The organism is Shewanella cyperi (assembly GCF_017354985.1).
Classification (GTDB): domain Bacteria; phylum Pseudomonadota; class Gammaproteobacteria; order Enterobacterales; family Shewanellaceae; genus Shewanella; species Shewanella cyperi.
Map to the genome: position 1 here is coordinate 2,451,331 of NZ_CP071501.1, position 14,551 is coordinate 2,465,881.

Annotated in this window: 13 protein-coding genes; 2 read left to right on the top strand and 11 right to left on the bottom strand. The window is 56.0% G+C overall.

What is annotated here, in order from left to right:
- Window positions 1-48 precede the first annotated feature (48 nt).
- The gene (locus JYB84_RS10605) at window positions 49-720 is read left to right on the top strand and encodes a GntR family transcriptional regulator (protein WP_207320061.1); all 672 of its coding nucleotides are present in this window, start codon (window positions 49-51) and stop codon (window positions 718-720) included.
- A gap of 90 nt (window positions 721-810) precedes the next feature.
- On the top strand, window positions 811-1,875 hold the full coding sequence (locus tag JYB84_RS10610) for a ketoacyl-ACP synthase III (protein ID WP_207320062.1): 1,065 nt from the start codon (window positions 811-813) through the stop codon (window positions 1,873-1,875).
- Window positions 1,876-1,954: 79 nt separating this feature from the next.
- On the opposite strand, the gene JYB84_RS10615 is transcribed toward JYB84_RS10610, so the two are convergent.
- The 11 genes from JYB84_RS10615 to ligA form a co-directional block, all read right to left on the bottom strand.
- On the bottom strand, window positions 1,955-2,524 hold the full coding sequence (locus JYB84_RS10615) for a lecithin retinol acyltransferase family protein (RefSeq protein WP_207320063.1): 570 nt from the start codon (window positions 2,522-2,524) through the stop codon (window positions 1,955-1,957).
- 119 nt (window positions 2,525-2,643) lie between these two features.
- Window positions 2,644-3,324 (bottom strand): exonuclease domain-containing protein, encoded by a 681-nt coding sequence (locus tag JYB84_RS10620; RefSeq protein ID WP_207323187.1) that lies wholly within the window; start codon window positions 3,322-3,324, stop codon window positions 2,644-2,646.
- A gap of 11 nt (window positions 3,325-3,335) precedes the next feature.
- Window positions 3,336-5,183 carry a DUF294 nucleotidyltransferase-like domain-containing protein gene (locus tag JYB84_RS10625; RefSeq protein ID WP_207320064.1) on the bottom strand — a complete coding sequence of 616 codons (1,848 nt, stop codon included), beginning with the start codon at window positions 5,181-5,183 and terminating at the stop codon, window positions 3,336-3,338.
- A gap of 128 nt (window positions 5,184-5,311) precedes the next feature.
- Window positions 5,312-7,030 (bottom strand): sodium:solute symporter family protein, encoded by a 1,719-nt coding sequence (locus JYB84_RS10630; RefSeq protein ID WP_207320065.1) that lies wholly within the window; start codon window positions 7,028-7,030, stop codon window positions 5,312-5,314.
- Window positions 7,031-7,041: 11 nt separating this feature from the next.
- A complete protein-coding gene (locus JYB84_RS10635; protein ID WP_207320066.1) occupies window positions 7,042-7,308 on the bottom strand; it encodes a DUF4212 domain-containing protein in 267 nt (88 codons plus the stop codon).
- A 249-nt stretch (window positions 7,309-7,557) separates the two neighbouring features.
- Entirely contained in the window at window positions 7,558-8,169 is a 612-nt protein-coding gene (locus tag JYB84_RS10640; protein WP_228289591.1) for a thiol:disulfide interchange protein DsbA/DsbL, read from the bottom strand.
- Window positions 8,170-8,196: 27 nt separating this feature from the next.
- A complete protein-coding gene (locus JYB84_RS10645) occupies window positions 8,197-9,018 on the bottom strand; it encodes an SDR family oxidoreductase (RefSeq protein WP_207320067.1) in 822 nt (273 codons plus the stop codon).
- Between the two features lie 23 nt (window positions 9,019-9,041).
- Window positions 9,042-10,253 (bottom strand): HD-GYP domain-containing protein, encoded by a 1,212-nt coding sequence (locus tag JYB84_RS10650; RefSeq protein ID WP_207320068.1) that lies wholly within the window; start codon window positions 10,251-10,253, stop codon window positions 9,042-9,044.
- 473 nt (window positions 10,254-10,726) lie between these two features.
- Window positions 10,727-11,143 carry a DUF2919 family protein gene (locus JYB84_RS10655; protein ID WP_207323189.1) on the bottom strand — a complete coding sequence of 139 codons (417 nt, stop codon included), beginning with the start codon at window positions 11,141-11,143 and terminating at the stop codon, window positions 10,727-10,729.
- Window positions 11,144-11,318: 175 nt separating this feature from the next.
- Window positions 11,319-12,281 (bottom strand): collagenase, encoded by a 963-nt coding sequence (locus JYB84_RS10660; protein WP_207320069.1) that lies wholly within the window; start codon window positions 12,279-12,281, stop codon window positions 11,319-11,321.
- A gap of 169 nt (window positions 12,282-12,450) precedes the next feature.
- Entirely contained in the window at window positions 12,451-14,475 is a 2,025-nt protein-coding gene (gene ligA, locus JYB84_RS10665) for an NAD-dependent DNA ligase LigA (RefSeq protein WP_228290757.1), read from the bottom strand.
- Window positions 14,476-14,551 lie beyond the last annotated feature (76 nt).

The following is a 14,551-nucleotide window of genomic DNA, read 5'->3' on the forward strand; positions in this document are numbered from 1 at the left end:
GGTAATCTTGGTCGGATTAACGAAACAACGATTTAACAGACGGAAATTATGAGTCGAAACACGCCTATCGTTCATAAAACGCGCACTCAGGTTGTGGTCGAAGTACTGCGGGAGAAGATCCTTTCAGGCGACATCGCCGCCGGTGAACCACTGCGTCAAAGTGCCCTGGCAGAAGAACTCAACGTCAGCCGGATCCCGGTCCGTGAAGCCCTGTTGCAACTGGAAGCCGAAGGCCTGGTGAAATTCGAAGCCCACAAGGGTGCCACCGCCACCGAGTTGTCCGTTGAACAGGTGAAAGAATTATTTGAGCTCAGGGCGCTGATTGAAACCGATTTGCTTGCAAAAGCCATCCCGAATCTGCAAGATGAAGACTTAATTCAAGCTGAAAAAGTGCTTGAGCAGCTGGAATCCGCCTTCAAACAAGAAGATGCGGTGGGCAGCTGGGCCGAACTCAACACCCAGTTCCATACCTGTCTGTACAAACCGGCCAACCGCCCCCATACCCTGGAAGTGGTTCACGGTTTGAATACCAATTGCGATCGTTATATTCGCTTGCAATTACTGCTTGCCGGCGGGATCCCCCAGGCAGAGCAGGACCACAGGGACCTGTTGACCCTGTGCCGTCAGCGACAAACCGATAAGGCCGTGGCCCTGCTGCGTCAGCATATTTTGCATGCCGCGGAAGCCATTCGCACTCTGGTCGCAGAACAGGTAAAATAATCAGCGACAAATTGCCGATGCCAAAGGCATGATTGTCATGATTTGAGGCAGGCCAAAGGTTCTGCCTTTTTTATTTTGAGAGATAACCACATGCAGTACGCCACTATTACTGGCTGGGGGAAATGCGTTCCTCCCGCCGTGTTGACCAACCACGATCTGGCCACCTTCATCGATACCTCGGATGAATGGATTAAACCCAGAACCGGCATCAGTCAGCGCCATATAAGCCACGTCAACACTTCGGAAATGGCCTCGGTGGCCGCCAAGCATGCCCTGGCCGCCGCCGGCATCGACGGCAGCGAATTGGACATGATCATCCTGGCCAGTGCCAGTCCGGATACCCTGATCCCCAATATCGCCTCCACGGTTCAGGCCAACATAGGCGCCAGGTGTGCCGCCTTTGACATCAATGCCGCCTGCAGTGGCTTCCTTTTCGGTCTGGGGCTCGCCAGCTCACAGATCAAGAGTGGCCAGTGCAAGAAGGTACTGGTGATAGGTGCCGAACGTTTGAGTTTCTACCTGGACTGGTCCCGCCGCGAAACCGCCGTGCTGTTCGGTGACGGTGCCGGTGCCGTGGTTGTGGAAGCCAGCGAGATTCCCGGCGGTGTGCTGGGATATGAACTGAATAACGATCCCGAAGGCCGCGACATACTCAAGGCCGGCTTTGGTACCGCCATGGACAGATTCAGCGCCGAGTCACTGGATTTCTACATCCAGTTCGACGGCCAGGAAATCTTCAAGCGCGCCATCAACGGCATGGGCAAACTCAGTGCACAGGTGCTGGAAAAGTGCGGTGTTGATAAAGACGAAGTGGATCTGGTAATCCCCCATCAGGCCAATGAACGTATTATCGATACCCTGGTGAGCCGGATGCGTATTCCCAAGGAAAAGGCCTTCGTCAACATCGCCAACTACGGCAATACCTCGGCGGCCACGATTCCCATCGCCATCTGCGATGCCCTGGACAAGGGCCTGATTAAGCCGAACCAGACCATTTTGTCCTGCGCCTTCGGTGCCGGTCTGACATCAGCCGCAGTGCTGTTCAAGTGGGGCGAGCGCGTGACACCTATCAATAGGTCCGACGCCGAGCTGCCACCCTGCGACAAGACGGGTCTGGAGCTGGTTAAACGCGCCGTGGACTATTTTTGCAAGTAAGCTTTTGCAAGTAAGTCATTGTAAGTAGAACAGAATGACAGCGTAAAAAGCCACCTTAGGGTGGCTTTTTCTTTGCCCATTAAACAGGCACAGGATCCCAATACAGGGCGCGACTGTAGAAGCTGGCCAGCAATTGATTGAAGGCCTCGAAGCTCTTGACCTCACGGTCCTCGCCGCTCAGGCACTGCCATACGAAACGGTGACAATTATTGGCAAAGAGATCGTAATCCCGAAACTGAAACAGCGCCTCGCTGGCCCGGTCGGCACAGGCTTGAGTGGCAAGAGGCTGATTATCATGATCGCAGGCAACGAAAATGCGGCTGCCGGTGCGACCGTGAAGAAAACGCTTGGCTGACACGGCTCGGATAAGACCGCTGCCATGCAGCTCGGCTATGCTGTCCCCGAGCCAAATACCTGTATGCTCCACCAGACCATAAACATGGCAACAGACTATGGCGCCGGGCACGGGCCGGACACTCGGGCCATCAAACTGCCAGACACTGGGCGCCAACACTGTGGTGGCCTCGCTAGGTTCGCGGGCGCTGCGTCCCAGGCTGCGTTCCAACAGCAGCTTGCGTCTGTGCTCGCGCTCGGCAAGCGCCAGCGCCCCGAGGGCTGCACCACCAAGCCAAATCAAGGGTAAAGCCATGGCATCCTCCGTTAAAAACGCCTTGTGCTATTGAGCTAAGGTAGATGCACTGCGCTGATTTCGGGAGGAAAATTCTGTAACCTGGTGTGTAACCGACTCACCTGCAGAGCCTGAGCCGCCTACCTGTAGAGTCTGGCCAGCTCATGACAGTGGAGGGACTTTCCAAGACAGGCACTCTGGGCCAAAAACAGTTCCGCACAGGCCAGCGCATCGGTCAGGGCGTTGTGGGCCGCATAGCGCGGTAGGCCATAACGGCTGCGACAGGCGTCAAGGCGCAAGCTGCCTTCCTTAAGCACATCTTCGCTGCGCAGCAATCTTTGCCTTTCCAGCGCCAGGGTATCTATGGCCAGCAATGGTAACCTTTCCCCCAACAGCCGCTGCGCCGCTTGCTGAAGAAAAGCCAGATCCAGTGGCGCATGGTGGGCCAGCAATATATGCCCTTCGGCCCGCTCCAGCAGCCAGTCCAACGCCACCGCCGGCGTCAGACCGCCGGTGAGATCAAGGTCGGTGATCCCATGAATGGTGGCGCTGTGCCCCACGCTGCCGTCAATGCTCACCAGCACAGAGGCAGCATCCTCAAGATGAATTTGCCGCTCAAAAACCGGTACCAGACCCATGGCAAGGATCTGATCTTTGGCCGGATCCAGGCCGGTCATTTCCATATCCAGCGCCAATATAGGTACCTGCTCCAAAGGCCGTGACAACAACTGCCGCTGGCTGTCGAAGAAATGCCTTAACCTTTGTGAGTGCAATCTCCGCGCTCGCCAACTCATTCTGGCATTGAGTGCCAGTTCATTCAGTCTGAACAAGGCTAAAAACTCCGTAAAAAACTGAGTCTCAATCCCGACTGGGCGTCATGGACCACCTTAAAGGCATCCCGCAACTGGTGCCGCACCAGGGATGACAACTCCTGGGGCTTGAGGAAGTTGCTGCTTGCCTCGCCGCGGCCATATTGCGCCCCTTGGTTGGCCAGGCGCATATGGGCAATAAACTCATGGGCATCGGCCAGATTCAGGGCATCTTTACGGTTGAGTATGCCCTGCTCCATCAAGGCGCGGATCCGCCTGGCGGTGTTGACTTCCTTGATCCCCGCCGACAGGGCATACACCCTGGCAATGTCATTGATAAGGGCGCTGCCCCTGTGCTTGAGATCTATGCCTTTAACCTCGGTGCCATCACGCTCAAGGACAAATTTGCGGAAAAAACCCAGTGGCGGTGCCTGATCCAGGCTGTTGCCTGTCATGGCCGCCAGGAAGATATCATTGTGACGGGTTTGCTCCAGCACCTTATCCTGCAGGTTATCAAACAGGCTCATGGGGCCAAACACAGGCCGCATATCGAAAAAGATACTGGCGTGCATCAGTGCCTTGGGTTCGGGCGCCAGTACCCAATCGGAGAACTTTTGCTGCCACTGGGCCAGCGACATGCGCCAGGTGGGATTGCGCGCCATGATGTCGCCGGGGCAGAAGCGATAGCCGCATTGATCCAGCCCCTCACATACTCTCTCGGTCAGGGCCGCAAAATAGCCCTGGGCCTGTTCATCGGGTTCGTGGGCCAGCAGCAGGCCATTGTCCTGATCCGAGCAGGCCGCCTGATCCTGGCGTCCCTGGGAACCAAAGGCCAGCCAGCAAAAGGCCATGGGTGCCTCACCCAGCAGCTGTTGGTTGAGCACAATCAGGCGCCGGGTCAGGGCATCGGTGACCGAGGTCAACACCCGCCCGATTTCCTCGGCCCGGGCATCGGCACTGATAAGGTTTTGCAGCAGCAAGGGGATCTGCCGACTGACAGAGATCAAACTCGGCAGGTCCTGCTGACGCTCTATTTCACCAATCAGCAGCAGCGGCTGCGATGATTGGCTACGCAGTATGTCGGTGCTGGTAACCACACCGACGGCCTCGCCTTCGTCCACCACAGGAAGATGATGAATATTGTGTTCACTCATCAGCAGCATGGCTTCGAAGACCAGCGCCTGGGGGCCGATGAACACCGGCTGCGGCGTCATGGCCTGATGTATCGGCAGGGTGCCATCAAGTCCCTCCGCCAGTACCCTGTTACGCAGATCCCGGTCGGTCAGAATGCCACACAAGCGGCCATTATCCGTCACCAGTACAGATGAAACCCGGGCCTGTCGCATACAAACAGCCGCCTCGGCCACACTCAGGTGGCAATCCAGGGTCTTGGGGCTGCGGGACATCAGGCTGCTGATACGGCTGGTGGTGGTCAACTCCCTGGCCTTGAAGCGCCCCTGATGCCGCAGCCTTTTGGCAAAGGCGCGGTTAAAGAAGCGGTCAAACTCGCGACTTTCCTGCCGCAGGGCGTTGAAACTGTCGAGATCCAGCTGATACACCAAACCATCTTCGAGGATCACCACCTTATTGGTGATGGTCTCGCCCGACAACAGCGAAGGGAAGCCGAAGAAATCGCCCTCCCCCAACCTGTCCAGGAGTTCGTTGTCACTGTCGCGCACTTCAAAAGCACCACTGCGCACTATATAAAGCATGGGGTTATCGGGGCTCAAGTGCACCTGTCCATCGGCCCGGCTGTAGTAGCAGATCTTCAGCCGCCGGGCACAGTGACACAAGGTGGTGGCACTGAGGCTGTCAAAGGGCACCAGTTGCCCAAGAAATTGCATCAGAGGCTGGATTTCGCTGGCATCCATACAAGACTCCACAAAAAGGTCTGCCATCACTATAGCCCCGTAACCAACATAGAACCATAGGACCAAAGGCCAAAGAGAATGAAAAAAGGCGCCGAAGCGCCTTTTTTATCAATACCTTGTGACAAGGATCAATGATCCCCGGCCGCTCCGGCTCCCTTGGGGAAGCGGATCGACTCGACCATCTCCTGCACTGCCATAGGTACTTGCGCTGTTACCTTGCTTACCGCCAGGGCCACACCGAAGTTCAGCAGCATGCCAATCATGCCAATGCCTTCGGGGGAAATACCGAACAACCAGTTATCAGCGACGTTGGCGCTGGGGTCAATCAGCTTGAAGTAGACGATATAACCTGCGGTAAAGGCCAGACCCACCACCATACCGGCGATGGCACCTTCCTTGTTCATCTTCTTGGAGAAAATCCCCATGACGATGGCCGGGAACAGCGAAGCTGCTGCCAGACCGAAGGCAAAGGCCACCACAGCTGCCACGAATCCGGGCGGATTAATACCGAAGTAACCGGCGATCACTATGCCCACGGCCGAAGCGATACGGGCATACAGCAGTTCCTGCTTATCGGAAATGTTCGGCATCAGGTTTTTCTTCAGCAGATCGTGTGAAACCGAAGTGGAGATTACCAGCAGCAGACCGGCGGAGGTCGACAGGGCTGCTGCCAAGCCACCGGCAGCCACCAGGGCAATCACCCAGGCAGGCAGGTTGGCAATTTCAGGGGTCGCCAACACCATGATATCGCGGTCGATATTCATCTCGTTGGCATCACCCTTGGCATAGTACATCTTGCCGTCGCCGTTCTTGTCATCCCACTTGATAAGACCGGTTTTTTCCCAGTTTTTGATCCACTGGGGCGCTGTCTCGTAAGCCACACCGGCAGAGTCGGGACCATTGATGGTCTCAATCATGTTCACCCGGGAGAAGGCAGCCAGAGCAGGAATAGTGGTATACATGATGGCGATAAACACCAGGGCCCAACCGGCGCTGGAGCGGGCATGCTTCACCTTGGGCACGGTGAAGAAACGCACAATCACGTGTGGCAAACCTGCTGTACCCACCATCAGTGCCGCGGTAATGGCAAACACGTCGATGGTGCTCTTGGCGCCCTCGGTGTACTGGGCAAAGCCCAGTTCGGTTTGCAGGCCATCAAGCTTATCCAGCAAGTAAACACCTGAGCCATTACCGGCGGCATCAAGCAATTGCGCACCGAAGCCCAGCTGTGGCAGCACATGACCTGTCATCATCACCGACAGGAAAATTGCCGGTACCATGAAGGCGAAAATCAATACGCAGTATTGGGCCACCTGGGTATAGGTAATGCCCTTCATACCGCCGAGCACGGCATAGAAAAACACCACGGCCATACCAATGTACACACCTGTATCCACTTCCACTTCCAGGAAGCGGGAGAACACTACACCTACGCCGCGCATCTGACCGGCGATGTAAGTAAAGCAGATGAAGATGGCGCAGATAACGGCCACGGTACGGGCTGCCTGGGAGTAATAGCGTTCACCAATAAAGTCAGGCACGGTAAATTTGCCAAACTTGCGCAGGTAGGGTGCCATACACAGAGCCAGCAGCACATAACCACCGGTCCAACCCATCAGGTACACAGAGCCGTCATAACCGACGAAGGACACAATACCGGCGAGCGAAATAAAAGACGCCGCCGACATCCAGTCCGCCGCCGTCGCCATACCGTTCATGACTGGAGGCACACCGCCACCGGCCACATAGAACTCCTTGGTGGAGCCCGCTCTGGACCAAATCGCGATGCCGATATAGAGGGCAAATGACAGGCCCACAATTAAATACGTTAAGGTTTGAACATCCATTGCCGGGCTCCTCAGTCTTCGTGCACGTTATATTTTTTATCGAGCGCATTGGCCTTTGCCGCGTAGACAAAGATCAGTACCACGAACACATACATGGAACCCTGCTGGGCAAACCAGAAACCCAACTTGAATCCCATAAAGCTTACTTGATTGAGAACATCCACCAGCAGGATCCCGCAGCCGTAGGAAACGGCGAACCAGATTGCCAGCAGCCCCAGCACCAGACGAAGATTCTCGCGCCAGTACCCTTGTGCCTTGTCGTTGCTTTCAAAAGCCATAGTGACTCCCCTGTGCATTTTATTGTTAAGTCCTGGTTAATCTAGCAAGCAGGAGTGTGACCACAATCACACCTTAGTCTAAGCATGGATTGCGACATGCAACCAATACACACTTACATCTTTAATATCAGTCACATAAAATATTTTTCGTAATGCTGCAAATGCAAATATTTGCAGTTTCAGCGGCTGTCACCAAGCCATAAAATGAAAAACGCCCGGCAAGCCGGGCGTTTTGTTAACAATGCGTTGTCATTTTTCGCTGAGGAAACGCACCAGTTGGGCCATTTCCTCCGTGCTCTGACCGTGGTCCCGGATCAAGTATTTACCGTTGACCAGCAAGGACGGAACGCCCTTGATTTCGGCCAGTTGCGCCAGAGTGTCGTAATTGCTGAGAGCCAAGGTGAGATCCGCCGACGCCAGCGCCTTATCCAGATCCTCAGCCTTAACACCGAGCCCAACGAAGAAGTCTTTCAGCTCGGCATCGCTGCGAAAAGGCGCCGTCTGAATTCTGTCAAACAAAGGCTTATGGCTCACCTCGGTCAACTTGAACTGCTGCGCCAGGAAGTAGGCCTTCTGGCTGAAGACCCAGGCGGCACGACCGCCTGCCACCGGGGTACGGGTGAATTCCACCTGCTTGCCAAGGGCTTGGGTCAGAGCCTCCACCGCCGGATCCTTGCGATAGCAGTGGGGGCAGTTATAGGAAAAAAACTCCCGTAGCACCGGCTGCTGCGCCTCCGGGATCCCGGCCACCTTCAGATAATCCCTGCCCTCAATAAAATTGGCCGCCTGGGCCGTGATGCCTATGACCTGCAACATCATGGCCAACAGGGTCAGGGCCAATACACGGGAAACATATGCCATTCCCAACAATCCTCTTGTCTCTGGTGATTAAAAAGCGTCCGGACTTTGCAACATTGCAAGCGGATCCGGATAGCGATAATGGAAGCCCAGATTAGCGCAAATATGCTCGCCGTCAATGGCTTTGCCTCCCGCTACATCCTCGGCAAATTGTGGTGGCGGCAACTGCAAGGCTTCGGCGGCGGCCCGGTAAAACTCGGCCTTGGTTGGATGCAGTGGCGCACAAATATTGTAACAGCTATCGGGATTGGCACTTTCAAGCACCAAGGTGACCGCAGCGACACAGTCATCCAAATGCACCAGGTTGACCGGTGCCCCACCAGCAGCCACGCCCTGGCGACCGGCAAAGAAACGTCCCGGGTGCCGCCCGGGTCCCACCAGGCCAGCAAAACGCATCAAGGTAGCATTGGGCTGCTGACCGAACATGGCCTCGGCCGTCAACAGGGTTCTGGCGGTATCACTGTGTGCCTCGGCATCCTTCTCGGTCATAGGTTGCGCCAACTCGGGATACACTCCTGTGGTACTGATAAATACCAAGCGTTGATACCACCTGTCGCCGAGGGCGCAGACAAGATGGGCAAGTCGCTGTAAATAACCGCTGTCACCGCGTCTGAGTCCCGGCGGTATATTGATCACCAGGGCATCGGCATCAAGCAATGCCTGTGTCGCCTCGGGCACAGGCTGCTCAAGATCCAGCACAAAGGCATCAATCCCCTCCCGGGTTAATTCTGCCGCACCTTCCGGACTGCGTTTACAGCCTTTTACCGAGAAACCTTTTTGCATCAGATGGCGTGCCAAAGGCAAACCAAACCAGCCACAGCCAACAATGGCAACTGTGTTAATTTTATTCATCGTGACTCCGGAAAACAGCGGACTCAGCCCTGCATGGCGCTGAAATAGAAATTGATGGCCGAGTCGGCCTGCAGCACCCGCAGGGCGGCCTCATGCAACTCTTCGGCCTTGATGACCTGATCCACGGTAACAGGTTCTTCACTGAGCAGTCGCAGCGCAGGATTGGCACCGTTGGGCTCGCAGGCCCAAACCTGAGGTTGGCGCACTTCCTTGGTGGTCATCATCACCTTGCCGACAGAGCCATCGGATAAACGCACCAGGGTCCCCGGCGGATAGATACCCAGCACCTTGACCAGTACTGAGATCAGGGTCTCGGCGTGCTTGTCGGAATGATTTTTAAACAGATAGCCCAAGGCCAACTGGGGCGAAATCAGCTTCTGACTCGACAACTGGCTGTCGAAATCATTGGCCAGGCTCACTATCTGGGTAATGATGGGGATCTTCTTGCCCTTGAGCCCATCGGGAAAACCGCTGCCATCTATGTACTCATGGTGATGCTTGACCACGTGCAGAACTTCGGGCGGGAACAGACCACTGCGGCTGAGCATTTCATAGCCAAAATTGGGATGCTGCTGCATAAAACGGGTTTCGGTTGGTGTCAGCCCGGTGCGCTTACGGCGGATGATGTCCGGCACCTTGAGTTTGCCAATGTCATGCAACAGGGCACCCAGTGCCATATCACGCATTTCCTTTTTGGGCAGATCCAGGGCCTTGGCTATCATCAGCGACAATACCGCCACGCTGATACCGTGCTGGGTGACCGAGCCATCCTGCTCGCCCAGACTCACCAGGGCCAAATAAGGGGTTTCCACTTCCAGCAAATGCACCAACATATCTTCCACCAGGGTGGCGGCCAGGCGGTAGGCCCCCTCGGGATCGGAGGTGATCTTGGAAAACAGACTGCGGCTGTTATTGACGCACTCAATAAAACGTTTCTGACTGAGGCGAATGGCCTTGCGGGTTTCCTTGCGGACATCGGGCTCCTGCAGCTGGGGTTCGATTTCTTCGGGCACCTCCAGCGGCGCCTCCTGGTTATCGGCCTCCAGCAACTCCTGGCCGTCCAGCAGTATGACATAGGGCACATTGAGACCACGGATCATCTCAATCTGCGCCGGCTCTTTGATCTCTATACGGTTTCGCAGAAAGGGGTGATCGGCCCAAGACAAAGGCAACTTGATTGTCAGGCCCAGCCGTAAGGCCGAAACAGGGAGCTGTATGGGTTCAGCCTTGGCCACCGGGCGCCTCCTGAGTCTGAGAAGTGAAAACTGGCTACATCATGGATTAATGCCAATTACCTGAAAATAAAGCGTAAATCCATAAGTAGTTTTGCGCAAACATTTTTACGGTACTGGCGCACAATTTTATCCTGAAATCACGGACACTTAGCGTTTAAGCTCATTATTTCGACCGACAACCTGAATATTTTTATATTGTATATTTTATTCATTACTTTTAAGCTGATGATGTCAGTGACCGAGTGCACCCCGAGCCAGGTCACTGACGGTGTTGCTGTCAATTGCCCTGGAGTGGTTCTCACGCTGGAACCCTTCAGTGTATTTCCTTCTTGTGTGGCCAAAAAATTGCCCTTGGGCAATTCAGGTTGCGATTCAGACGCGATGTTCATCGCGTCTTTTTTTTTTGCCCTTTCCGGTCAGACCTTGTCCCTTCAGCAGCAATGACAATATTGAGCGCCAGGGATAACTCTGGCTCAGTCTTCGGCGTCAGCTTGCCAGTCGCTCAGGTAAAGTTTCAGATGCAGGGATTTAAGCAGGTAGAGCGCGCCCCAGAACAGCATCAGGGCATCGAAGGCGGCGGCGGGACTGAACATAAAATCACTGTGCAGCAAACGCTGACCGAGCAACATGCCATCAAGGGTCAGCAAAGACCACAGGCCCCATTTCATGCGCCGGAAAACTGCCATGGGCCAGCGCCAAGCACGTTTGCGTTCGGCGATGACCAGCAAATACAAGAGTACAGCACCCAGTCCCGTCAGCAGCGCCAACAGAAAGTCATCTTTGAGCGGATAAAACAGGCGAACCAACCCTGCCCTGTCATCGGCCTGGGTCAGGGATGCAATAAACACCAGCCAGCCGCGGCCAAGAAAAGCGAGCAGCAGGTACAGCATCAGCGGTGGCCGGACGTGGCCCTTATCGTCCAGCCAGGGGACATGTTCAAATTTGAACACTGCAGATCCTAAGTAAATCACTTGTTATCAGGAGATGGATGCCGTGACCCTGAATTTCAACCCCCGGGCCACCATGAGCAGAAAAAACCCGGCACTTGCCGGGTCGAGGGGAACTCTATTGGTTCTGATTGTGGCCCTGTCTATGGCTCTCACTGTGACGCAGCAACATCTGTTCCCGCTGTGGTGAACTGGACTTGGGTGCCAGCGCCGGACTCAGTCCATCAATCCACTGGCTGAACGCAGTGCCGTAGTTGCTGGACATCTGGTTAAGGGCGGCACTGTAGCCATTGAAATCGTCCTGCTTAAGCTTGTCTGTCATCGCCAGCACCTCGGTATAATGCTGCTCAAACAGGAACCGTACCGCCAGATAGCTCCAGCGATAAATGCGGTCTGTGCTGTCACGGTAATCGGTCAGGAAAATTTCCGCCAGTGACGGACGACGTGACGGGCGGGTATTCTGGGCCAGACTCACGGCCTCGCCATTGTCTGTGCCCAGAGACAGGTATTCGGCCAAACCTTCGGCCCACCACACCATGTTGGATGGGAAATGATTGAATCCGCCGTAGCTGACAAAGCGGCCATCCAGGTAATGGATATATTCGTGGCGCAGGTTCCAGATCTGAAACTCGGGTCTGAGCCAATCGGCCTCGTGGGCATAGAAGCTGGCCTGGTTGGCCGGATCCGCTGGATTACCCTCGATATACATGCCGCCATTGTTGGTATTGATGCCAAACAAATCATAGCCATAGGTGTTGTACTGGTTGTAGTCATCAAACACCACTACCCTCAGGCTGTCGTTATAGTCATCGGCCACGGGTTGGTTACCGGTCGCCAGACGCTGGTGAAAGTCCTGCTCCTGCACCGCCAACTGAGCGCAGCTGTCGATGAGCTGTTGTTGAGTCATGTCCTGGGCCCAAACCTTGATGGTAGGACTGCATTCAAACCGTATCGGCAAGATCTGGTTCACGTCCGGCGGCGTAGTGCCCCCGCCGCTGCCGGGACGGCCCTTGGCCGCCACTGGGGCACTGCTTGCCAGTGCCAGCATCAGGGTAGAAAAGACTAAGGTATGTTTAAACATGGCTTGCTTCCATTGTTATGTTATTGTTAACGGGATATTGTATATTTTATTATCTTTGCTTTGGCAATAAAAAAACGCCAACTTAAGGTTGACGTTTTTTCATGCAGCTATTTATGTGGCGCTTTTACAGTGCCCTTTTTTCAGTCGGCCCATCTCAAGTAGCCGGGATTCAGGCGCCCAGCAGCGCCAACAGGCCATCCTCGTCCAGCACCTTAACCCCCAGCTCCTGGGCCTTGGCCAGTTTGGAACCGGCGGCTTCGCCGGCCACCAGGCAATCGGTGTTTTTCGACACGCTGCCCGCCACCTTGGCACCGAGCGCCTCCAACCTTGCCTTGGCCTCGGTGCGGCCCAGGCTGGTCAAGGTGCCGGTCAGTACCCAGGTTTGGCCCTTGAGCGGCTGGGCATCGGCCGAAGGTGCTTCAATGGCGGGCCAGTTAACGCCGGCGGCCAGCAACTTGTCTATGACTTCCAGGTTGTGGGGCTGGGCAAAGAAGTGGGCCACATGGCGGGCCACCACCTCGCCCACATCCTCCACCTGCATCAGGGCGTCCACATCGGCGGCTTGGATGGCCTCCAGGGTCAGGAAGTGCCGCGCCAGGTTGGCGGCCGTGGCCTCACCCACTTCGCGGATCCCCAGGGCATAGAGAAAACGTGGCAGGCTGGTCTGGCGCGCTTGGCCAATGGCCTCCACCAGCTTGGTGGCCGACTTCATCCCCATGCGCTCCAGCATGGTCAGCATGGAGGCGTTGAGGCGGAACAGATCGGCCGGACTCTGCACCAGTTCCTTGTCGATAAGCTGCTCCACTATCTTGTCGCCCATGCCGTCTATGTCCATGGCCTTGCGGGAGGCAAAATGCTTGATGGCCTCCTTGCGCTGGGCCTCGCAGAACAGACCACCGCTGCAACGGGCCACGGCTTCACCTTCCAGGCGCTCCACCAAGGAGCCGCAGACCGGACACTGGCTCGGAAATTCGATATCGCGGGCATCATCGGGGCGGCGTTCAGGTACTATGGCCACAATTTGCGGGATAACGTCACCGGCACGGCGAATAATCACGCTGTCGCCTATCTTGACTCCCAGACGGGCGATTTCATCGGCGTTGTGCAGTGTGGCGTTGGACACTGTCACGCCGCCGACAAACACAGGCTTCAATCTGGCCACGGGGGTGACGGCACCGGTGCGGCCCACCTGGAAATCCACTTCTTCCAGCACAGTCACTTCTTCCTGGGCCGGAAATTTAAAGGCGATGGCCCAGCGCGGCGCCTTGGCAATAAAGCCCAACTCCTGCTGCTGCGCCATGTCGTTAACCTTGATCACCACGCCATCGATTTCGAACGCCAGCTCGGCACGGCGCGCCAATATGTCGCGGTAATAGTCAAATACGGCCTCGGGCGTGGGGCACAGTTTCACCTCTGAGCTGACCGGCAGGCCCCAGGAGGCGAGGATCTCCAGCTGGCCCTTATGGTTGTCCGCCACCTCCAGCGCGGCTCCGGCCTCATCCTGCACCACCCCCAGGGCATAGGCGTAAAAGGCCAGTGCCCGCTGGGCCGTGATCCGGCTGTCCAGTTGCCTCAGGCTGCCGGCGGCAGCGTTGCGGGGATTGACGAACTGCTTGTCGCCGCTCTTAAGGGCGCGCTCGTTGAGGGCATCAAAGGCCGCCTTGGGCATAAACACCTCACCGCGCACTTCCACCAAAGCAGGCAACGCGTCTCCGTATAGGCGCAGTGGGATTGATTTAATGGTTTTGACGTTCTGGGTGATGTCTTCGCCCGTGCTGCCATCGCCGCGGGTGGCGGCCCGCTCCAGCACGCCGTTGCGGTACAGCAGGCTCACGGCCAGGCCATCGAGCTTGGGCTCGGCGCAGTACACAGGGCTGCCGATGCGATCGCCCACCCGCTTGTGAAACGCCAGGAAGTCTTCTTCGCTGAAGGCATTGTCCAGGCTCAGCATGGGCTTGAGGTGGCTGACCTGCTCAAACTTGTCCAGCGCCTCACCGCCCACCCTTTGAGTCGGTGAATCCGGCTGCTGCCACTGGGGGTGTTCGGCCTCCAGCGCCTTGAGCCTTTGCATCAGACGGTCGTATTCGGCATCCGGAATGGTGGGGGCATCCAGATTGTAGTAGGCGTGATTGTGGCGGTTAAGTGTATCGGTGAGGGACAGTATCTCGTCAAGCACAGTCTTGGACTCGGACATGGCAGAAATTTCCATTGCAAATGAATGAGGCCGCTCCCGCGGCCCCGTTTACAAATCAATTATTTATAAAACAAAA